At 41.0% G+C, this 22,428-nt stretch carries 21 protein-coding genes; 20 read left to right on the top strand and 1 reads right to left on the bottom strand.

What is annotated here, in order from left to right; all coding sequences use genetic code 11:
- Nucleotides 1-165 precede the first annotated feature (165 nt).
- The 6 genes from ACTNC6_RS03135 to ACTNC6_RS03160 all read left to right on the top strand — a co-directional run bounded on the left by ACTNC6_RS03135 (nt 166) and on the right by ACTNC6_RS03160 (nt 5,408).
- Nucleotides 166-981: a metallophosphoesterase gene (locus tag ACTNC6_RS03135; RefSeq protein ID WP_441043185.1), complete on the top strand. Its 816-nt coding sequence runs from the start codon at nt 166-168 to the stop codon at nt 979-981.
- Nucleotides 981-1,778: a segregation and condensation protein A gene (locus ACTNC6_RS03140; RefSeq protein WP_019161455.1), complete on the top strand. Its 798-nt coding sequence runs from the start codon at nt 981-983 to the stop codon at nt 1,776-1,778. The genes ACTNC6_RS03135 and ACTNC6_RS03140 overlap by 1 nt, the downstream gene beginning before the upstream one ends.
- A gap of 10 nt (nt 1,779-1,788) precedes the next feature.
- Nucleotides 1,789-2,358, top strand: a complete 570-nt coding sequence (gene scpB / locus ACTNC6_RS03145) for an SMC-Scp complex subunit ScpB (RefSeq protein ID WP_173742563.1) — start codon at nt 1,789-1,791, stop codon at nt 2,356-2,358.
- A gap of 23 nt (nt 2,359-2,381) precedes the next feature.
- Nucleotides 2,382-3,176 carry a zinc dependent phospholipase C family protein gene (locus tag ACTNC6_RS03150; RefSeq protein WP_441043187.1) on the top strand — a complete coding sequence of 265 codons (795 nt, stop codon included), beginning with the start codon at nt 2,382-2,384 and terminating at the stop codon, nt 3,174-3,176.
- Between the two features lie 113 nt (nt 3,177-3,289).
- On the top strand, nt 3,290-4,522 hold the full coding sequence (locus ACTNC6_RS03155) for a D-alanyl-D-alanine carboxypeptidase family protein (RefSeq protein ID WP_441036440.1): 1,233 nt from the start codon (nt 3,290-3,292) through the stop codon (nt 4,520-4,522).
- Nucleotides 4,523-4,631: 109 nt separating this feature from the next.
- Nucleotides 4,632-5,408 carry a shikimate kinase gene (locus ACTNC6_RS03160; protein ID WP_441036438.1) on the top strand — a complete coding sequence of 259 codons (777 nt, stop codon included), beginning with the start codon at nt 4,632-4,634 and terminating at the stop codon, nt 5,406-5,408.
- Nucleotides 5,409-5,488: 80 nt separating this feature from the next.
- On the opposite strand, the gene aroD is transcribed toward ACTNC6_RS03160, so the two are convergent.
- Nucleotides 5,489-6,250 carry a type I 3-dehydroquinate dehydratase gene (aroD, locus tag ACTNC6_RS03165; protein WP_441043188.1) on the bottom strand — a complete coding sequence of 254 codons (762 nt, stop codon included), beginning with the start codon at nt 6,248-6,250 and terminating at the stop codon, nt 5,489-5,491.
- Nucleotides 6,251-6,524: 274 nt separating this feature from the next.
- On the opposite strand from aroD, the gene ACTNC6_RS03170 reads away from it, so the two are divergent.
- The 14 genes from ACTNC6_RS03170 to srtB all read left to right on the top strand — a co-directional run bounded on the left by ACTNC6_RS03170 (nt 6,525) and on the right by srtB (nt 22,426).
- A complete protein-coding gene (locus tag ACTNC6_RS03170) occupies nt 6,525-7,961 on the top strand; it encodes an acyl-CoA carboxylase subunit beta (RefSeq protein ID WP_441043189.1) in 1,437 nt (478 codons plus the stop codon).
- 14 nt (nt 7,962-7,975) lie between these two features.
- Entirely contained in the window at nt 7,976-8,719 is a 744-nt protein-coding gene (locus ACTNC6_RS03175) for an OadG family transporter subunit (protein ID WP_441036432.1), read from the top strand.
- A 27-nt stretch (nt 8,720-8,746) separates the two neighbouring features.
- Complete coding sequence (locus tag ACTNC6_RS03180; protein ID WP_008704467.1) at nt 8,747-9,115, top strand: biotin/lipoyl-binding carrier protein; 369 nt, start codon at nt 8,747-8,749, stop codon at nt 9,113-9,115.
- Nucleotides 9,116-9,131: 16 nt separating this feature from the next.
- The gene (locus ACTNC6_RS03185; RefSeq protein WP_441036429.1) at nt 9,132-10,280 is read left to right on the top strand and encodes a sodium ion-translocating decarboxylase subunit beta; all 1,149 of its coding nucleotides are present in this window, start codon (nt 9,132-9,134) and stop codon (nt 10,278-10,280) included.
- 34 nt (nt 10,281-10,314) lie between these two features.
- Nucleotides 10,315-11,727, top strand: coding sequence for an oxaloacetate decarboxylase subunit alpha (locus tag ACTNC6_RS03190; RefSeq protein WP_008704465.1), 1,413 nt, complete (start codon nt 10,315-10,317; stop codon nt 11,725-11,727).
- Nucleotides 11,728-11,943: 216 nt separating this feature from the next.
- On the top strand, nt 11,944-13,287 hold the full coding sequence (locus ACTNC6_RS03195) for an NAD(P)/FAD-dependent oxidoreductase (protein WP_441043190.1): 1,344 nt from the start codon (nt 11,944-11,946) through the stop codon (nt 13,285-13,287).
- A 283-nt stretch (nt 13,288-13,570) separates the two neighbouring features.
- On the top strand, nt 13,571-14,242 hold the full coding sequence (cmk, locus tag ACTNC6_RS03200; protein WP_173742554.1) for a (d)CMP kinase: 672 nt from the start codon (nt 13,571-13,573) through the stop codon (nt 14,240-14,242).
- Nucleotides 14,243-14,323: 81 nt separating this feature from the next.
- Nucleotides 14,324-15,202 carry a 4-hydroxy-3-methylbut-2-enyl diphosphate reductase gene (gene ispH / locus ACTNC6_RS03205; protein ID WP_441036423.1) on the top strand — a complete coding sequence of 293 codons (879 nt, stop codon included), beginning with the start codon at nt 14,324-14,326 and terminating at the stop codon, nt 15,200-15,202.
- A complete protein-coding gene (gene rpsA / locus ACTNC6_RS03210) occupies nt 15,183-16,259 on the top strand; it encodes a 30S ribosomal protein S1 (RefSeq protein ID WP_441043191.1) in 1,077 nt (358 codons plus the stop codon). The genes ispH and rpsA overlap by 20 nt, the downstream gene beginning before the upstream one ends.
- A 192-nt stretch (nt 16,260-16,451) precedes the next feature.
- Nucleotides 16,452-17,795: an N-6 DNA methylase gene (locus ACTNC6_RS03215; RefSeq protein WP_441043192.1), complete on the top strand. Its 1,344-nt coding sequence runs from the start codon at nt 16,452-16,454 to the stop codon at nt 17,793-17,795.
- 5 nt (nt 17,796-17,800) lie between these two features.
- Nucleotides 17,801-18,544, top strand: a complete 744-nt coding sequence (locus ACTNC6_RS03220) for a hypothetical protein (RefSeq protein ID WP_441043193.1) — start codon at nt 17,801-17,803, stop codon at nt 18,542-18,544.
- Nucleotides 18,541-20,157 carry a hypothetical protein gene (locus tag ACTNC6_RS03225; RefSeq protein ID WP_441043194.1) on the top strand — a complete coding sequence of 539 codons (1,617 nt, stop codon included), beginning with the start codon at nt 18,541-18,543 and terminating at the stop codon, nt 20,155-20,157. The genes ACTNC6_RS03220 and ACTNC6_RS03225 overlap by 4 nt, the downstream gene beginning before the upstream one ends.
- Entirely contained in the window at nt 20,144-21,496 is a 1,353-nt protein-coding gene (locus tag ACTNC6_RS03230; RefSeq protein WP_441043195.1) for a hypothetical protein, read from the top strand. Before ACTNC6_RS03225 ends, ACTNC6_RS03230 begins: the two co-directional genes overlap by 14 nt.
- Nucleotides 21,497-21,622: 126 nt before the next feature.
- Nucleotides 21,623-22,426, top strand: a complete 804-nt coding sequence (gene srtB, locus ACTNC6_RS03235) for a class B sortase (RefSeq protein WP_441043196.1) — start codon at nt 21,623-21,625, stop codon at nt 22,424-22,426.
- Nucleotides 22,427-22,428: the final 2 nt, after the last annotated feature.

Genomic DNA, 22,428 nt, shown 5'->3' on the forward strand with positions numbered 1-22,428 from the left:
TATTCCGCGAGGTGTTTTTTGTGAGCGAAGGTCACAGAAAACCCGAGACATACTGCGCGAATTTATGCGATTAGCATAAATTCTGTGCATCGCGAAGCGCGTTGCTGGGAACGGAGTGAACAGTAACGCTGTATCTGATTAACAGTTTTGAAAATTGGGAGATTTATGAAGAAATTTAGAACTGTATACCATACAATAAATACACACAGGATTATTCCTGGAAAAACTGTCAGATTTGCAGTGCTGGCAGATCTACATGGACTGGAATTTGGTCCGGGAAATGAACGGCTGATACAAAAAATACAGGAATGCTCTCCGGATGCGGTGCTGGTATCCGGAGATGTGATCGTGCGGAATTGTACAGACACCTTCGATACAGCAGCTGAGCTTTTGACCAGACTGGCAGAAAGTTATCCGGTGTTTTATGCACTGGGAAATCATGAATATAAATTATATACTGCAGATCCCGGAGAGAATGGGCTGGCAGAAGAATATCTGAAATATGAAGAAAGGCTGAAAAAGGCCGGAGTAAGAATCCTGCATAACCAGTGTGAGCTTCTGGAGGCAGAGGGCTGTCCTTTTACTGTGTATGGTCTGGAAATTCCCTTGATTTACTATAAAAAGCCAAAATCCCCCATGCTACAGACAGAAGAAATCGAGCAGTTGATTGGAAAGCCGGATCAGGACAGGGTTAATCTGTTGCTGGCTCATAATCCCAAATATGGAAATGCTTATTTTGAATGGGGGGCAGACCTGATTTTATGCGGCCATTATCATGGAGGAATTGTGAGATTTGGACGGAACAAAGGAATACTTTCTCCTCAGTTTCAGTTATTTCCCCCTTATTGCTGTGGGGCTTTTCACAGGAAAAATCAGCATATGTATGTAAGTGCCGGTCTTGGAGAACATACAATTCCGGTGAGAATCCACAATCCCAGAGAGCTGTTGATAGTGGATTATAGAGGAAGAGAGGAAAAATAATGGGAATCCCCATAAAGCTTGAGGTATTTGAAGGTCCGCTGGATCTGCTGATGCATCTTATTGAGAAAAATAAAATAGATATTTATGATATTCCTATTGTTGAGATTACAGATCAGTATATGGAGTATATCCATGCCATGGAGCGTGAAGATCTGGGGATTATGAGTGAGTTTATGGTTATGGCTGCCACTCTTCTGGATATTAAATGTCGGATGCTTCTGCCTAAGGAAGTAAACGAGGACGGAGAGGAAGAGGACCCCAGGGCAGAGCTGGTGGAAAAGCTTTTGGAATATAAGATGTATAAATTTATGTCTTATGAACTGAAGGATAAAATGGATGAAGCGGCCAATTCTTTTTTTAAGGGTCCTACCATTCCAAAGGAGGTTGCTGTATACAGGGAACCGGTAGACACTTCCCAGCTTCTGGCAGGGCTGACTCTGGAGAAATTAAATGCCATTTACAAATCCATCATCCGCCGCCAGGAGAATAAGCTGGATCCCATCCGCAGTAAGTTTGGAACCATTGAGAAAGAGGAGGTCAGCCTTTCGGAGAAAATGCTGGAGATGAAAGAGTTTGCCAGAACCCATAAAAAGTTCAGCTTCCGGAACCTTCTGGAGAGCCAGTGCTCTAGAGTTCAGGTGATCGTAACCTTTCTCTCTGTGCTGGAGCTGATGAAGATGGGACACATCCAGGTGGAACAGAAGGAACTTTTTGATGATATTTCCATTGAAGTAAAGACAGATCCGGATACATGGAAAAATCTGACAGAATTTGCGGAAGAAGCAGAAGAAGGATAAGGAGTATTCAGTGAAAATGAAAGAACTAGAGGGAGCCATCGAGGCGATCCTTTTTGCAATGGGAGAATCGGTGGAGCTGTCCCGTATAGCCAAAGCGATTAATATGGACACCAAAACAACGGAGAAGCTCATTCACAATATGATGGACCGGTATGAGCAGGAGGAAAGAGGAATCCAGATCATAGAACTGGGGGATTCCTATCAGATGTGTACCAGAAAGAAATATTATGAATATCTGATCAATATTGCCCTTCATCCCCAGAAGCCGGTACTTACAGAGGTAATGCTTGAGACCCTTTCTATTATTGCATATAAACAGCCTGTGACAAAGGCAGAACTAGAGAAAATCCGAGGTGTAAAATGTGATCATGCAGTAAATAAGCTGGTAGAATATAATCTGGTAAGGGAACTGGGAAGACTGGATGCACCGGGAAAGCCGATTCTCTTTGGAACCACAGAGGAGTTTCTGCGAAGCTTCGGAGTACAGGATCTGGATGAACTGCCTATGCCGGATCCGGTCAAGGTAGAGGATTTTAAGGCAGAGGCAGAAGAAGAGGTCCAGCTGAAACTGGATATATGATCAGAGATCAGGAGGGAACAGTTATGCCAACCACATATGCACATGATTTGTTTGGAAGAGAAGTGTACAGGAGATTGCCGTCGGATATGAAGGGACTAATCCGCAGACATGGAGATCTGTACAGGATCGGACTTCATGGACCGGATATTCTGTTTTATTATATGGTTTCCAAAAATCCGGTCACTCAGTTTGGAATTGACATGCACAGAGAGAAGGCAAAGGTTTTTTTTGAAGAGGGAATGAGTCAGGTGCGCCGAAATAAGGATGAAGCGCTTCTGGCATATCTTCTGGGTTTTGGATGCCATTATATGCTTGATTCTGCATGCCATCCTTATGTGAACCGGATGGCAGAAGAGGGAGTGATTCCCCACATTGTTTTAGAAAAAGAATTTGACCGTGTGCTTATGGAGAAAACCGGCAGAGATCCGGATCATTATTATCCAGCCTGTGGTATTGTGCCAAGGATGGAATATGCCAGAGTGATCCACAGGGCGATGCCTCTGGTGAAAACAGTAAATATTTATATTTCTGTCAAAATGATGAAGCTTCTGACCAATTTTATGGTATGCGATGATCATGGCAGAAAGCGCCGGATCATAGGGAAACTTCTGAGCTTTGGCGGAAAATCTGCAGGCTCGGTTATTGAGCATTTTATGACTGCAGAAGCAGTAAAACAGGCAAAGGCTCCTATGCCTGAGCTGGAGAGGCTTTACAGAGAGGCCATTCCTGAGACAGTGGAATATCTGAAGGAGCTTTATACCTTAAGGGAAGGGGCTTATCATCTGAGCGCCAGATGGAACCGGACTTATAATGGATGATTTGACAGTACCCTGAACATATTTTTTCTGAACGGATATAGTCATATTCCGGACATGCAGGCATAAATTATCTTATAGATAAGATTTCTGAGCATGTGAGGTGGAATATGAGAATGAAGCATATTGCCGCTGTCATTATTGTGACGGCGGTATTGTTGTTTACGCAGACTTATGCTTTTGTGCGGGGAGAGGAGAATGAAATACCTCAGCTGGTAGATATGACGCCGGTTGCAGAGGAGCCGAAGCAACTGTATGCTTTATCTGCTGTTCTTATGGACGGGGATTCTGGCAGAGTACTGTATGAAAAGAATGGGGAAACACCTCTGGCAAATGCCAGCACCACGAAAGTACTTACCTGTATTGTGGCGTTGGAAAGTGCACCGGGAGATGATTATGTTCAGGTTTCTCAAAATGCAGTCTCCCAGTCAGAAGTGAAGCTTGGACTTCAGAAAGGGGAACAGTATTATCTGGAGGATCTGTTGTATTCCCTGATGCTTAAGAGTCATAATGATACTGCAGTTGCAATTGCAGAGCACTGCGGCGGTACAGTGGAAGGCTTTGCCAGAATGCTGAACCGGAAAGCGAAGCAGATAGGATGTGAGGACACTTATTTTATCACACCTAATGGGCTGGATGCAGAGGATGAGAATGGAAAGCACCATACAACTGCAAAAGATCTGGCTCTGATCATGAGATATGCCATCAGAAACCGGACATTTCTCCACATTGCACAGACCAGAGACTATACATTTTCGGAGATTACCGGAAAGAGAACTTTTTCTGTACATAATACAAATGCACTTCTGGACAGGATGGAGGGCGTTCTTGCCGGAAAAACAGGTTATACTTCTCAGGCGGGTTATTGCTATGTATGTGCCTGGGAAAAGGAAGGCAGGACATTTATCGTCAGTCTTCTGGGGTGCGGATGGCCTAACCATAAAAACTATAAATGGAGTGATACAGAAAAACTGCTGAGCTTTGGAGATTATAATTTTGATTATAAAACTTACTGGCAGGAGCCGCAGACAAAAAGAATCCTGGTGACAGATGGGGCTGCAGATAACTGGGATATGGGAGCGGAAGTTTATCTGAGGGGAAAGTGCAGTGTGACGGCAGAGGACAGGAAAAAAGAAATTCTTCTGAGAAAAGGAGAGACCGTAACCTGCAGGACGGAAATTCCCTCCAAAGTCACTGCACCTGTTCTTGCAGGGGCGAAGCTGGGCCGCATTGCCTATTATCTGGATGGGAAATTAATAGATGCTTATCCGGTTTATGCAGAGAAATCCGTGGAGAAGATCAGCTTTAAATGGTATGCGGAAAAGGTATTTCATGACTTTTTCCATTAACGGAAAATAATCAGGGATAATTTAATGGTTTAAAGGGTTGAAATGCTGAGACGGTATTGATATAATAAATTCTAACAGAAAAATTACAGGAAAGACAGAGGAAAGAGATATGGATCAGTTAGAAATACTCAGAGAGAGTCTTGGACAGTGTGATGAGATCATCCTGGATGCCCTTATCATGCGAAACAGAATCGTAGAGGACATTATGGCATATAAAGAAGCCAATGGGCTTCAGATCCTGCAGCCGGAGCAGGAAGCAAAGCAGAAAGAATGGCTGGAAGGCAGAATGGAAGGCAGACGCCATAAAGATGAGGTGGCCGATGTATTTGACTGCATCCGCACCAACAGTAAACGCATCCAGGCAAGAAAGCTTTTTAACTATAATATTGTATTGATCGGTTTTATGGGCGCGGGAAAATCCACAATTTCTGATTTCCTTAAGAATGTATTTGCAATGGATGTGGTAGAGATGGATCAGATTATTGCCCAGAGACAGGGAATGAGTATTTCTGATATCTTCGAAACATACGGTGAGCAGTATTTCCGTGACCTTGAGACAAATCTGCTTATTGAAATGCAGTCCCGCAGCAATGTGGTGATCTCCTGTGGCGGTGGTACTCCTATGAGAGAGTGCAATGTAGTGGAGATGAAGAAGAACGGACGGGTTGTTCTCCTTACTGCGAAACCGGAGACAATCCTGGACCGTGTTAAAGACAATCACGACCGTCCGCTGATTGAGAACAACAAGACAGTTCCGTTCATTGCAGACCTGATGGAGAAACGCCGCGCTAAATACGAGGCGGCAGCTGACATCATCATCGAAACAGACGGCAAGAACGCGTTGGAAATCTGCGAAGAACTGGTACAAAGACTCCGCTCTATATGAATTATCTGCTGCTGGATAGAAGTGATATCAGACGACAATAGGCAAGAATAACATCTGATATCACATCATTCATCAACAGATCACAGGCTGCTGTGAATAATATCCAGCACCTGCTTTAGCTCATTCACACCGACCTGTCCCGGAGCGGAAGCTTTGGAAACAGCGCCGAAGGTGAGAGCGGAGCCAAATGTCTCACCTGTCAGGCGGCTGACAACACCTGTTCCAGCCATGGACATAGTAATGATCGGGCGATCTGCATATTTCTCAGACATTTCCAGAGTAGCAGACAGCAGTGTGATAACATCCTGTTTACAGGTAGGCATTACTGCAATCTTAGGGATATCAGCACCAAATTCCTGCATCATGCAGAGGCGTCGGATAATCTCCTCCTTCTCCGGAGTCTTAAAGAAATCATGGTTGGAAGCAATTACCTTTACACCTGCCTCGTGAGCAGCATTGATGATTGTCTTGACAACTTCATCACCTGTAAATGCTTCTACATCAATTAAATCTACATAACCGCTCTGAGCAGCTGCAATATTTAAAGCAGCATAATCACTTACAGACATTTCCTTCTCGCCGCCTTCTTTGGAAGTACGGAATGTAAGGAGAACAGGGATATCTTTTAAGGCTTCCTGAAGCTCTTTGGCGGTTTCTAATACTTTCTCAGTAGTAAAGACATCATCAAACCAGTCTACACGCCACTCAACCACATCAACAGGAAGAGTGGTGATCTTTTTGGCTTCTTCCAGAATGTCTGTTTTTGTTTTTCCTACGATGGGAACGCAGATCTTAGGTCTGCCTTCACCGATCACAGTGTTTTTTACCTGAACTGTGTTCATCTTTTTATCCTCATATTTTTATTGCTTTCTAAGATTCTTTCAGCATTTATAATACTCCTTTTTATGTTTTGTTGTAAAGTTTTTATTTGCATAAGGATTGTCATATTAATTTGTATTACCTATTTTAAATAGGAAGAAACACAATTTCTGCCATTTTTTTAACAAAAATGCTAAAAAAATATTGAAATATTGTGTTAAAAAAGGTAGAATTAAAATTGGCTAAATTTTTGGGTTAACTTTAAAATATTCTCATAAAGATGGAGGGCAAACAAGAATGAGTAATGCAACACAAAGCTTAGCAGGCACAAGAATTACTTCTTTGCTTGACGCAAACAGTTTTGTCGAAATCGGTCAGAGCGTAACAGCCAGATCTACAGATTTCAACATGACTGCAAACAAAGAACCATCTGACGGTGTAATCACCGGATATGGTGTCATTGATGACAAACTGGTTTATGTATACAGCCAGGATGCATCCGTATTAAATGGTACTGTTGGCGAAATGCATGCCAAGAAGATCACAAGACTTTATGATCTTGCCATGAAAACAGGTGCTCCTGTTATCGGTCTGGTTGACTGTGCAGGTATCCGTCTGCAGGAGGCAACAGATGCACTGGAAGCTTTCGGAGAAATCTATCTGAAACAGACAATGGCCTCCGGCGTGATTCCGCAGATCACAGCAATCTTCGGAACATGTGGCGGTGGTATGGCAGTTATCCCGTCCCTGACAGATTTCACATTTATGGAATCTAAAAAAGGAAAAATGTTCGTTAACACACCAAATGCATTAGAAGGAAATAACACAGACAAATGTGATACAGCAGCTGCTGATTTCCAGAGCAAAGAGACAGGTGTGATCGATGGTGTTGGTACAGAAGAAGAGGTTCTTGGCCAGATCCGCTCTTTAGTATCACTTCTCCCATCCAATAATGAAGATACAGATAACTATACAGAGTGTACAGATGATCTGAACCGTGTATGCGCAGACCTTGCAAACTGTGCAGGAGACACTGCAATCGCACTTTCTCAGATTTCTGATAATGGTGAATTCTTTGAGACAAAAGCAGACTATGCAAAAGACATGGTTACAGGCTTCATCCGTTTAAACGGTGCTACAGTAGGTGCTGTTGCAAACAGAAGCGAAGTATATGATGCAGAAGGCAAGAAAGTAGAAACCTTTGATGGAAGCATCTCTGCAAGAGGCGCAAGAAAAGCAGCAGATTTCGTGAAATTCTGTGATGCTTTTGATATCCCGGTACTTACACTTACCAATGCTACAGGCTTCATGGCAACCTTATGCAGCGAGAAAATGATGGCAAAATCTGTAGGTGAACTGGTTGCTGCATTTGCAGATGCAACTGTTCCCAAGGTAAATGTGATCATCGGCAAAGCTTATGGTACCGCTTATGTGGCAATGAACAGCAAATCTATCGGTGCAGACCTTGTATATGCATGGGATAACGCAGAGATCGGTATGATGGATGCTTCCCTGGCAGCCAAGATCATGTATGCAGATGCAGATGCTGCTGAATTAAATGAGAAAGCTGCTCAGTACAGAGAGCTTCAGAATGGCGTTGCTTCTGCAGCAGCAAGAGGCTATGTTGACACTGTGATCAGCCCGGCTGACACAAGAAAATATGTAATCGGTGCATTTGAGATGTTGTTCACAAAAAGGGAAGATCGTCCGTCTAAGAAACACGGAACGATTTAAGCGGGGTGACGCATATGAAAATGATCAAAAAAATAACTTCTGTATTCATGACATTTCTTGTAATGGCTGCACTGGTGATCGGAAGTACTTCCATGGTATTTGCAGCTGATAAGATCGATGAATCTGTAAAAACCTCACTGGTAACAACTGCAGAGGGTCTGACAGATGCCATTGTCGCACTGAAGGATGCAGACATCGAGAATTACATGAACACAGGGGATGACTTTACTACAAGCGCAATGCAGTCCTGGCAGACCTCCAAGGATGAACTTGGTGCGAAGAAGGAAAGCAACGGCGAGACAACTGTAACTTTAAAAGATGATCAGTATACAGTAACTGTCCCTGTAAAATTTGAGAAAACAAATGCAAACTTTGTATATGTTTTTGAGTCAACAGGAACACCGGTTTCCATGTCTGTAGATGTACAGTATGGTCTGGGCAAAACTCTCCAGAGAGCCGGACTTAACACTCTGATGGGTGTTGGAACTGTATTCGTAATGCTGGTTTTATTAAGTCTTCTGATCTCTCTGTTCCGTTTCATCCCGAATCCGGAAGCAAAGAAAGCAGCAGAAGCAAAAGCAGCGAAAGAAGCACAGGCAGCAGTAATTGCAGCAGCTCCTGTACAGGCAGAAGAGAATCTTGCAGATGACGGAGAGCTGGTAGCTGTTATTGCAGCAGCTATCGCAGCAGCAGAAGGAACTACAACAGACGGCTTCGTAGTTCGTTCCATCCGTAAAGTAAAAAGAAATAGAAGATAATTGTCATTTATTTAGGAGGATTTTAAAATGAAAAGCTATACAATTACAGTAAATGGTACAGCATATGAAGTAACTGTTGAAGAAACAGGAAGTGTATCTGCTCCTGCAGCAGCTCCAAAAGCAGCACCTAAGGCTGCACCTGCAGCAGCTCCGAAAGCAGCAGCACCTGCAGCAGGCGCCGGCGCAGTAAAAGTAACTGCTTCCGTACCTGGTAAGGTTGTCAAAGTAGCAGCAAGTGTTGGACAGGCAGTAAAAGCCGGAGACAGCGTAGTTATTCTTGAATCCATGAAAATGGAAATCCCTGTAGTAGCTCCTCAGGACGGTACCATTGCAAGCATTGATGTTGCAGAAGGTGCCTCTGTAGAAAACGGAGATACTTTAGCAACAATGAACTAAGACGGGAGGTAGTCAAATGTCTTATGTAACAGAAACATTGTCCAACCTGATTCACCAGACAGCATTCTTCAGTTTGACATGGGGCAATTACCTGATGATCGCAGTAGCCTGCGTATTCCTTTATCTTGCTATCAAGAAAGGATTTGAGCCACTTCTGCTGGTTCCTATCGCATTCGGTATGTTGCTTGTAAATATCTATCCGGACATTATGGCAAACCCGGAAGACATGTCTAATGGTGTAGGTGGACTTCTTCATTATTTCTACATCCTTGATGAGTGGAGTATTTTACCATCCCTGATCTTCATGGGTGTAGGTGCCATGACAGACTTCGGTCCGCTGATCGCAAACCCGATCAGCTTCCTGATGGGTGCTGCAGCGCAGCTTGGTATCTATGCAGCCTACTTCCTGGCAATCTTCCTTGGATTCAACGGAAAAGCAGCAGCTGCAATCTCCATCATTGGTGGTGCTGACGGCCCGACCTCCATTTTCCTTGCAGGTAAACTTGGTCAGACAGCTCTGATGGGACCAATCGCAGTGGCAGCATATTCCTATATGTCACTGGTTCCGATCATCCAGCCGCCTATTATGAAGCTCTGCACAACAGAGAAAGAACGTAAGATCAAAATGGATCAGCTTCGCCCGGTTTCCAAACTGGAGAAGATCCTGTTCCCGATCATTATCACAATCGTTGTCTGCCTGATCCTGCCTACAACAGCTCCGCTGGTTGGTATGCTCATGCTTGGTAACCTGTTCAGAGAGTGCGGCGTTGTAAAACAGCTGACAGAAACAGCTTCCAATGCCCTGATGTATATCGTAGTTATCCTTCTGGGTACATCCGTAGGTGCTTCCACAAGTGCAGAAGCATTCTTAAACGTAGATACTCTGAAGATCGTAGTTTTAGGTCTTGTTGCATTCGCAATCGGTACATTCGGTGGATGTATGCTTGGTAAACTGCTTTGCAAACTGACTCATGGAAAGATCAACCCACTGATCGGTTCTGCAGGTGTGTCCGCAGTACCTATGGCAGCCCGTGTATCCCAGAAAGTGGGCGCAGAGGCAGATCCTACAAACTTCCTTCTGATGCACGCAATGGGTCCGAATGTTGCCGGTGTTATCGGTACAGCCGTAGCAGCCGGAACATTCATGGCTATTTTCGGCATTTAATTGAATCAACAGAATTATATAAGGAGATATAATAATGGCAGAATTAGAGAAAAAACCTGTTAAAATTGTGGAAACCATTCTCCGTGATGCTCATCAGTCCCAGATCGCAACACGTATGACCACAGAACAGATGCTTCCGATCGTAGATAAACTTGACAAAGTCGGCTATCACGCAGTAGAGTGCTGGGGTGGTGCAACCTTCGATGCATCCCTTCGTTTCCTTCATGAAGATCCATGGGAAAGACTTCGTAAATTACGTGACGGCTTTAAGAACACAAAACTTCAGATGCTTTTCCGTGGACAGAACATCCTTGGATACCGTCCATATGCAGATGACGTTGTAGAATACTTCGTACAGAAATCAGCTGCAAACGGAATTGATATTATCCGTATTTTTGACTGCCTCAATGACCTTCGTAACCTGCAGACAGCAGTAAGCGCTGCAAACAAAGAGAAGGCTCATGCACAGGTAGCTCTTTCCTACACATTAGGAGATGCTTACACACTGGAATACTGGACAGACATTGCAAAACGTATTGAAGATATGGGTGCTGATTCCATCTGTATCAAAGATATGGCAGGTCTTCTCCTTCCAAACAAAGCTACAGAGCTTGTAACAGCATTAAAAGAAACCGTTAAGATCCCGATCGACCTTCATACACATTACACCTCAGGTGTAGCTTCCATGACTTACTTAAAAGCAGTAGAAGCAGGTGTGGATATCATCGATACAGCAATGTCTCCATTTGCACTGGGAACATCCCAGCCTGCAACAGAGGTTATGGTTGAGACATTCAAGGATACACCATACGACACAGGATTTGACCAGAAGCTTCTTTCTGAAATCGCTGACTACTTCCGTCCGATTCGTGACGAGGCTCTTGACAGCGGACTGCTCAATCCGAAGAACCTTGGTGTTAACATTAAGACTTTACTGTACCAGGTACCGGGCGGTATGCTTTCCAACCTGACTTCTCAGTTAAAAGAACAGCACGCAGAAGACAAATTCTACGATGTTCTCGAGGAAGTTCCCCGTGTACGTAAAGACCTTGGTGAACCGCCGCTTGTTACTCCGTCTTCCCAGATCGTTGGTACACAGGCTGTATTCAACGTGCTTATGGGCGAGAGATACAAAATGGTTACAAAAGAAACAAAGGATATTCTGTTAGGAAAATACGGTGCAACTGTAAAACCGTTTAATCCGGAAGTACAGAAGAAGTGCATCGGCGATGAGAAACCGATCACCTGCCGTCCTGCAGATCTTCTTGACAACGAGCTTGAGAAACTTGAGAGCGAAATGGCTCAGTACAAGGAACAGGATGAGGACGTATTAACATACGCACTGTTCCCACAGGTAGCTATGGACTTCTTCAAATACCGTCAGGCTCAGAAAACAAAAGTTGACGAAAAAGCAGCTGACAAAAAGAACGGAGCATATCCTGTATAATTGATCAGTAATTAAATATGTCCAAACGAAAAAAGGAGCTTGCGTAAGCAGGCTCCTTTGCGTTATTATGAAAGAATATGATACCCGGGAATATAATGTGCCAATGGGTATATGATGTCAGAGGTACATATCTATATTGATCGTAGCGAAGCGGAGACGTGGAACCATGATGAAATAGACAATCTGCAGGGTAAAATAAATACAGGAGAATATTCCATGAGCAAAGTTATAATAATCGGCGGCGGAGCCGCCGGAATGATGGCAGGGGTTTTTGCAGCCCGTAACCATCATGAAGTTCATATATTAGAGAAGAACGAGAAACTGGGAAAGAAAGTATTCATCACAGGAAAAGGCAGATGCAATGTGACAAATGCCTGTGACACAGAAGAACTCTTTCCTGCAATGATGAGCAATCCCAAGTTCCTCTACAGCAGTTTCTATTCATTTACCCCTCAGGATGTAATGGAGTTCTTTGCGGAAGCAGGTGTCCCTCTGAAGGTAGAGCGTGGAAACCGCGTATTTCCACAGTCTGACCATTCCTCAGACATCATCCGCGCTCTGGAGCGTGAGCTGAAGAAAGCAGGAGCAAAGATTCATCTTCATACTGCTGTGCAGGAAATCGTAAAGAAACCTGTAACAGATTCCGTAAATACCCTTGAATCAGAAGCCGCATTAACAGAATCAGGATCTGATGCAGGAAAAAGCAGAAAAGGAAAAAAATTATCTGACATACCGCAGGAGAAGATCACAGGAGTTATACTTACAGATGGTACCTTCATGGAAGGCGATGCAGTCATCGTAGCCACAGGTGGATTCTCTTATCAGAGTACCGGTTCCACAGGTGACGGATACCGCTTCGCAAGAGAACTGGGACTGAAAGTCACGGACATTGCTCCCTCCCTTGTGCCATTAAAGACAAAAGAAGACTATGTCCCTAAGCTTCAGGGACTTTCCCTTAAGAATACAGGACTTACCATAAAGAATGGAAAGAAAGTACTCTATGAGGATTTCGGAGAGATGATGTTCACCCATTTCGGAGTCACAGGTCCCATGATCCTGTCCGCCAGTGCCCACATTGGTGCAAAACTGGCGAAAGCACCAAATGGCGAACTGTCCGCATATCTGGATCTGAAGCCGGCACTCACCAGAGAACAACTGGATGCCAGGATCCTGCGTGAATTTGAAGCAGGACCAAACAAACAGTTCAAGAACGTGATAGGAGTACTTTTTCCCTCATCCCTGACACCGGTAATGCTGGAGCTGGGCGGTATCCCTGCAGAGAAGAAAATCCACGATATCTCCCGAGAAGAACGCCAGCACTTTATTGACCTTATAAAAGCCTTTCCCTTCACAATCACAGGAATGGGCGAATTCAAGGAAGCCATTATCACCAGAGGCGGTGTCTCTGTAAAAGAGATCAACCCCGGAACAATGGGATCAAAGAAAATATCAGGTCTTTACTTCGCAGGCGAAGTGCTGGATCTGGATGCAGTGACAGGCGGATACAATCTGCAGATTGCATGGTCAACTGCATATCTGGCAGCACAGGCCATACAGTAAGCTGTTTGTTACTGTTCACACACCACTATTCCGCGAGGTGTTTTGGCATGAATATGCCAAAATCCCGAGACATACAAGCCAAAATTCCATTGCCGCAGGCAATCTGGAATGAATTTTGGCTACGTTACTGTGAACGGAGTGAACAGTAACAGCTGTTTGTTTATAGAAATAGGCAGAGGATGAGTACCTTGTAAGCAAATTATATTTATGATATGATTCGGTTATGCGTTATTTAGCGATTCATAAATATTGATCAATAATAGAAACAGGAGGAACCGTGAAAATGGGATGTAATATTGCCATCGACGGACCTGCAGGAGCAGGAAAGAGCACCATCGCCAAAAAAGTAGCAAAAGAATTATCATTTATCTATGTGGATACAGGAGCCATGTACAGGGCAATGGCCTTATATCTTCTGAATCACGGGGTAAATGGAGACAGCCAGGAGGAAGTTGAAGCTGCATGCCCCGGAGCTGATATCTCTATTGAATATAAGAACGGAGAACAGATCGTAATTCTGAACGGTGAAAATGTAAATTCCATGCTTCGCACAGAGCAGGTGGGGAACATGGCATCTAAAAGTTCTGCCAATGCAAAGGTAAGAGCACATCTTCTCAAGCTCCAGAGAACACTGGCAGAGAAAAACGATGTAGTCATGGATGGCAGAGACATCGGCACAACCATCCTTCCAAATGCAGAAGTAAAGATCTACCTTACCGCCAGCGCCGATACCAGAGCAAAAAGAAGAGCACTGGAATATGAACAGAAAGGCGAACCATTTGATCTTGACCAGATCCGCAAAGATATCATCCAGCGCGATGAACGCGATATGAACCGGGAAGTTTCTCCTCTGAAACAGGCAGAAGACGCAGTGCTTGTTGATTCATCAGAAATGGGAATTGATCAGGTTGTAGATGCTATTCTTGATGTGTATAATAAGAAAGTACAGAAATAACTGCCTGTAGTTCATCAGAAGGGCGGTTATTCGGTTGAATTTCAGAAGAATGGTAATGAATATAAATTAAGAGGACTAGTCATGAAAGTTAAAGTAGCAGAGACAGCAGGCTTCTGCTTCGGTGTCAAACGTGCAGTAGACAAAGTCTACGAACTTATAGACACAGAACAGAAACCCATCTTCACTCTGGGGCCGATTATCCACAATGAAGGCGTAGTAGCAGATCTGGAAGCCCGAGGCGTCCATGTTATCACAGAAGCAGATCTGGATTCCCCGGATGACATCCTGCAAAGCGGAACAGTAGTCATCCGTTCCCACGGTGTGGGCAAACCCATCTACGATAAACTAAAAGAAAAAAACATCTCTTACGTAGATGTGACCTGCCCCTTCGTTCTGAAGATCCACCGCGTCGTAGAGAAAGAAAGTCTGGCCGGAAATCACGTAGTGATCATCGGTGACAAAGATCACCCGGAGGTTCAGGGAATCTGCGGATGGTGTCAGGGCCCTTACACAGTAATCAAAAACCAGGACGAAGCAGAGGCATTTGTACCTCCAAAAGGGAAAAAAATAAGTATTGTGTCCCAGACGACATTTAATTACAACAAATTTAAAGATTTAGTTGAAATTCTTTGCAAAAAGAGGTATGATAATAATGTTTTAAATATTCTCAATATTTTAAACACTATTTGTAATGCTACCGAAGAACGGCAGAGAGAAGCAAAAAACATAGCCGGAGAGGTAGACACTATGCTGGTCGTAGGCGGCCGGCACAGTTCCAATACTCAAAAGCTGTTTGAAATATGTAAAAAGGAATGTGGAAATACTTACTATATACAAACACCTGTAGACTTGGATTCTGAAATGTTCCAATGCAGTAGTTATGTAGGTATTACAGCAGGGGCTTCCACCCCAAACAAAATTATTGAGGAGGTTCAAGAACATGTCAGAATTAAGTTTTGAACAGATGCTGGAAGATTCCGTAAAAACTATCAGAAATGGAGAGATTGTACAGGGTACTGTCATCGATGTAAAAGAAGATGAGATTATTCTGAATATCGGTTATAAAGCAGACGGTATTATCACAAAGAACGAATACTCTAACGATGCAAGCCTTGTACTCACAGATGCTGTTCATGTTGGAGACACAATGGAAGCAAAAGTTCTCAAAGTAAATGATGGAGAAGGTCAGGTAACTCTTACTTACAAGAGACTGGCAGCAGAGAAAGGCAACAAACGTCTTGAAGAAGCATTTGAGAATCAGGAAGTATTAAAGGCTCCTGTAACTCAGGTACTTGACGGCGGACTTTGTGTAAACGTAGACGAAGCAAGAGTATTCATTCCTGCAAGTCTTGTTTCCGACACATACGAGAAAGACCTTTCCAAATATGCAGATCAGGAGATAGAATTCGTTATTACAGAATTCAATCCGAGAAGACGCCGCATCATCGGTAACCGTAAGCAGCTTCTTCTTGCTGAAAAAGCAGAAAAACAGAAAGAATTAATGGAAAAGATCCATGTTGGTGACACAGTAGAAGGTGTTGTTAAGAATGTTACAGATTTCGGTGCATTCGTTGACCTTGGCGGTGCAGACGGACTTCTTCACATTTCCGAAATGTCCTGGGGCAGAGTAGAGAATCCGAAGAAGGTATTCACTGTTGGCGAGAAGCTGAAAGTCCTGATTAAGGATATCAATGGAGATAAGATTGCACTTTCCCTGAAATTCCCTGAGGAGAATCCATGGCTTACAGCAGCTGAGAAATTTGCTGTAGGAAACGTAGTAAAAGGTAAAGTTGCACGTATGACAGACTTCGGTGCATTCGTAGAACTTGCACCTGGAGTAGACGCACTCCTTCACGTATCCCAGATTTCCAGAGAGCACGTTGCAAAACCTGCAGATGTACTTTCTATCGGACAGGAAATCGAAGCTAAGGTTGTTGACTTCAACGGCGAAGACAAGAAGATCAGCCTGAGCATGAAAGCTCTTGAGGCACCGGCTGAGGAAGCTGCAGAAGAATAATATCTGTATGACTTATTAATTATATAAGGTCAGATTAAATTGAGAAGTACCGTCTGTATAAGAGTGATCTTATACAGACGGTTTTTTCTTTACGAAAAAATATTTTTATGATACTATTATTTTAGCCGAATGCGGATGCATATATCCGCCTGACAGTAATCTATACCTTGCTAAGAAGAAAAGGAATACACAATGAATCTTGTAAAAGATTATAAACAGTATTTTACTCCGGATAAACTGGCTGAATATATGGTTAACATGATACCGGATGACAGGATAAAAACAGTAATAGACCTCTCTATGGGGGAATGTGGTCTGCTTGAAAAAGCAAAAGATCGTTGGCCGGATGCCCGACTGTATGGAGCTGATATTGATGAAGAATTGATTTTGAAAATTAATAAAGACAGTCCATATATAAAAACTTTCCATGGAAATAGTTTGTCATCTGATCTTGAAAATTGGAAAAGCTATAATAAAATAGTAAAAAAACGAGGATTTGACCTGGCTATAGCAAATCCTCCTTTTGATTTTTATAAACAATCAGAAATTGATATTAATAAAAATGAAAAGAAAATTATGCCAATAGAAATTCGATTTCTATATAAATATATTGATATAGTAAAAGAAAATGGTTATATCTGTATCATTCTTCCATATGGATTTCTGTCATTGGATTTATATAAAGAGATCCGCAGACAGCTGCCAGAGAAAGTTACGATTATTAAAATAATGAAGATTTTTAATACCTGTTTTAAAAAAATTGATGCAGATACCTGTCTGATGTTAATGAAGAAAAAAAAGAAGCAGAAAATCAGCCAGTCATATATAAATGTACAGTATTTGAATAGTGATTATGAATTGTCTGTGTGTCAGAATGTTCAGATAAGTGAAACGGACAGATGGGATTTGGAATATCAGTCGTTATTGAAACATTCAGATATATTTACCCAAAATGTAAAAATGAAAAAGGATATTCTGGGGAATTATATACAGGAATGCAGAAGAGGAAAATCCATTACAAATAATAAAGAATTATTGGCAGACAAAGGAATAAGATACATTCATACTACAGATTTACAGAAATTATATATTACCAATAAAAATAAACGGTATGTATCTAACGATAAAGAATTTTTTGGAAAAGCTGTTTTAAGCGAAAATATGGTGCTGATAGGAAGAGTTGGAAAGGGATGCCTCGGAAAAACAGGAATTGTATTAAAAAGTTATTCCGGATTGTTTTTCAGCGACTGCATTTATGCGGTAAGATTGCAGAATATTAATCCTTATTATGTAACACTCTTTCTGGCATCTGAATTCGGACAGATGCAGCTAAAAGGGATTGCAAAAGGATCCTGCAGTAAATACATCACACAGGAAGGGCTATTTAATATTTGTATACTGATTCCTGACAGAGAACTTCAGGACTATTATGGAAACGAATATAAAAAGCTAATATCCCGCCCAGGTCCCAAAAATGAAATAATATTTGCAGATTTAGTAGAGAAATTGAATCAGACGATAAGAAAGGAGCGATAAAAACAATGTCATGGTCATCATATGCGCATTTACCTAACAGCAAAGATGAATATCGGGAGATTTTATCTCAATTGAAAAACGGAATGAGCGTAGATGAAGTTGACAATATAATTGCAACAGTAAAGGGTAAAGAAAAAGTTACGCATCATTATCGGAACAATCTTGCCAGAATCGGAATATTTAATATAAATCAGAAAAAAATATTTCTGAATTACGAAGCAGACCGGCTAAAAGAAGATCGGGAAGACAACTATCTGAAAATGATATTATCAGAATCTGTCAGACGAAATAGAAGTTGGGAATTGAATACAGTAGAATCTGTCATTCACAGAGAAAAAACATATGATATAGCAGTTATTGCAGAATATCTGACAAATGAATATCTGAATATACAAAAGAAAAATTTTATAAGATGGGTCAGACCCATTGTTAATATATTTAAGATTATTGATATTCTGCCGGTTACGGGTCATGAGAGAATTCTTCAGGAAATATATTTAAAATTAACGAATCAATATGGAAAGCTTGTTGCATTGGAAGAGCTTGACAATGAACTGAAGAAAATAGATAAGAGCTATGAAATTGTTGTATTTATTAATGATTTACTGAATGATATAAATATGAAATTTAAAATTGAGCTACTTATGTTACCGGACTGGGCGACTCAAAATAAAATATATATGATAAACACGGAATATTATACGCACATGAAAATAAAAAACAGCTTGTTGGAGGGAGTAAGCGAATGAAGAAAAAGATATCTGCAGATGATTGCAAAAAAATGTTTAATGACAGGTTTGATAGCCTGACTATGAAAGAACTCGGCATTGAACTGAAACACTTTTCCATGGGAACAGCTCCTGAGACACCCTCTTTTTTGGTGAATCAAGAGGAACTAAAGCAGAAAATTATAGAAAGATTTTCTGTTTTTTTTGATAAAAATAAAGCACAGGGGCTGGAAATAATTTTTCTGAAAAGCAACTATGGAAATGGAAAATCTCATTTTATAAGAATGATCTATAGTTTTTTTGAAGAGTATGAAAATATTATTGCCAGAAAAGTTTCATTAAAACAGGAAAAAACGGATTTAAAGAGAAAAGTTTTAGAGAGCGTTAGTCAGAGAATGCTCAAGGACTGTGCGGATCTTTTTGTTGGCATAGCAGAAAAAGATGCATTGTCTGATAATAAAGCATCCATTATATTTGCTTTACAAGAGAAATATTCCATAGGATCGGCCCTTGCTCTGATATTATACGAAGCGGCAAGAGGTGAGGATGTTGTTTCACAGATTCAGGCGGTTTCCATTCTCAAAGGAAACTATCTGCCTGAACATCTTAAAAAATTTAACTTCAGGAAATCAGATCTGGATGGTCAATTTTATTATGACGTCATTGAGATGGTTGCAGAATACCTGAAATGGATAAACAATTATCTGATAATTGTTTTTGATGAATATGAGCATGTTTTCTCCTGGAAGAACAAAACAGATAGAAAAAATCTGTTTGAAGATATTAAACTTTTTACTGATAATATTGAAACATTTGGAAATATGTTTTTTGTATTTGCGGAAAGTATTTCTGCGGATAAAAAATCAGAAAGTTCAGATGACCCCGCTTTTAAATCAAGAAAGGCGAATCTGACATATCAGATTGCGGATATATCTTCCAGAGAAGAAGTATACAGTTTGTTTGAAATGATCTTAAAAAGATATGAAAAATATTATGAAATTTCTTTTGGAGAGAACAAAAAAGCTATGTTTTATGCAATTTGCAGTGCTCCGGAAATAAAAGAAAAAACCAATTACAGAGCATATACACAGGTAATTATGCAGGTGCTGGAACAATATAGAAAAAAAATGTCTGATAAAAAAGAGGAGAAAGAGCGCAGGGTGACACGGCTGACATCCAACAGCATAAAAAAACATATGGCGTGGAAAAATGCAACTTCGATATCCAGAAAAACTATGTTATGTGAAATGAGCGAAAAGGTAATGGAAATTTCGAAAGAAAATATAATTTCACGAAGCAAAAAAAGGGGAGAATACGTAACAAATAAAGATAACATAATGAAAAGATATCATATTGTTGCGACAGATAATCCGTCGAAGGAAGATCTGGAAAAAAGGCTGAGATTATTAGAGGAAAATTTAAAAGAAGAAAAGGGATATCTTATTTATCCGGCTCCATCAATAGGACAGATTGGGAAACTGACAGAAGAAAAGGAAAAAATTAAAATCATTATTTATCAGGATGCTACAGTGTGTAACGCAATAAGCCTGATATATGGGAATGAAGATATAAAGTGTGATATGGATGGTTATCTGGAGATGTTGAATTCAAGGAGAGCAAATGCGGACAATTAAAGTGGTAAAGAATACAGGTGATGATCTGTTATTTTCGATAGGTGATATTGGATTTAAGTACGACGATATAAATGAAACACAGATTATAAAATATCAGTTGGAAATAGATTTAACTGAGCAGCAGCCTATTGATATCCGTTTCTGGCTGCAGGAAATAGATCCGGACTTTAAGTTTCTCCTTTCAGCGCCTGAAGAATTAACAGAATATATTAAGAAATATGAAGAGAATAATAATCCAAATGACGAGTGCCTGTTTCATGATTTCAGGACAAAATATATTGATTTTATCAGAAATCATGTACGCGGAAGAAAAAACATTCAGGACGAAATGATAATGGTAGGGTATAGTTTACTGCCTGAGAAAGTGTATCTGGTAATAAAGACTTTTTCCCTTAAAGGTTTATCTGATTTTTTGCAGAAGATATTAAAGTATTGCGTACAAAAAGAAATATCCGTAAAAACAGAGAAAGATATTCGATGGGTCGAATTACAGCAGTATATGCTGGAGGATGACTCTTCAAAAGAAAAAAAGATTTATAAAGACTTCCTGGAATGCACGCTTGTTGAAGATTATTTTGAAAGATTTCGCAAGATTTTTCAATCTATAGATATGGAAGGATATTTTGGAAAAAATATCTACGAAGAAGTTACGAAGCAGAAAATTACTGTGAATGGCGAAGAAAGAGATGTTCCCATCACGCAGATACGGAAATATGCTACCCCATACTGGAAACATAGTATCCATATGAATAGTAAAGAGAAAACAATTTTGTGCCTTGATAATGAAGCACCGGAGGATGAAACAGTAGCTGATTATGTATATACATTTCGCCCGGATCTGATGAGATATTATCTGCAAAATTGGTTTGAGGATTTTACAGTAGAAATTATAAAAAAACTGGATAATACTGCTTATCATGTGAAATATATATTGCCAGGCGGGAAATTTAATTTCTTTGCTGATAAGAACAATAAAAATATTCGGGAGATAGATGTAGTTTTGGGGATAGAAAAGGATGAATGTATGAAGTTTGTTGCAATTGAGTGCAAAAAAACATTATCAAGAAAAGAACTACAGACAACAAATAGAAAATGCAAAGAAAAGGTAGTCAACAGTGGAAATAATATCTTTGATGCATTTATCCATATAGGATGCTTTCGAGGAGACGTAGAATTTGACAAAAAAATAAAAGAGACAAAGAAAACATATAAACAGGATATTATGGAAGGAAAGAATGACTGTCTGGATGTTCCTTATTATGCTTTTATCATTGAATCTATTGAAGATTACAAAGTGAAATTTGAATACATATTAGATGACATATTTGAAAATTGGTAAAATACAGGAATGTTGTCTACTTTACGAATCCCCATATTTATGCTATGGTATAAAAAGACGTCGGATTTCATATAATTTGACATTCAAACACACATACTAACGAAGGAACATATCAGGTAAACGAAAATGAAAAAAAAGACATGGGCAGTTCTCTGTGCGATCGCTCTCACCGGATGCCTCATATCCGGAGGTTACATCCTGCACTATCGCCAGAACCAGAAACATGCAGAAGAACTATACGAAGAAGCAAAAAAGACTGCAGAGCAGTCAGATAAAACAGATAAAGAAACAACGCCAACCCCTGTAGAAGCCACCGAAACCCCGGTTCCTACACCAACAGAAGTCCCGGTAGAAATCCCCATAGACTTCTCATCTCTTCAAAAAGAGAATGAAGACATCTATGCATGGATAAAAATAGACGGAACCAATGTCGATTACCCTGTTGTGCAGAGCAGCACAGACGATACCTTCTATATCCACAGAGGAATCGACAAAGAAGATCTGTACGCCGGTGCAATCTACACAGAGATGCAGAATGCCAAAGACTTCTCAGACCCCAATACAGTACTGTATGGCCACAATATGAAAGATGGAAGCATGTTTGCCACACTCCATAATTTCCGTGACAGAGACTTCTTTGATCAGCACAGAGAAATCCTCATCTACACACCGGAGCACATCCTGCACTATACTATCTTTGCAGCATATACATATGATGACAGGCATATACTGAATTCTTTTGATTTCAGTGACCAAAAAGTCTTTCAGAATTATCTGGATGAGATATACAACATCCGCTCTATGGATGCCTACACTCTTGATAAGCCAAAAGTAACAGCAAAAGATAAGATTATTACACTGTCCACCTGTATGGGAAGTAACGCTTCCTCCCGATATCTGGTTCAGGGTGTTTTGACAGAAACGGAGTAGAT

Source organism: Blautia sp. HCP3S3_C4 (genome assembly GCF_052064095.1).
GTDB lineage: Bacteria > Bacillota > Clostridia > Lachnospirales > Lachnospiraceae > Blautia_A.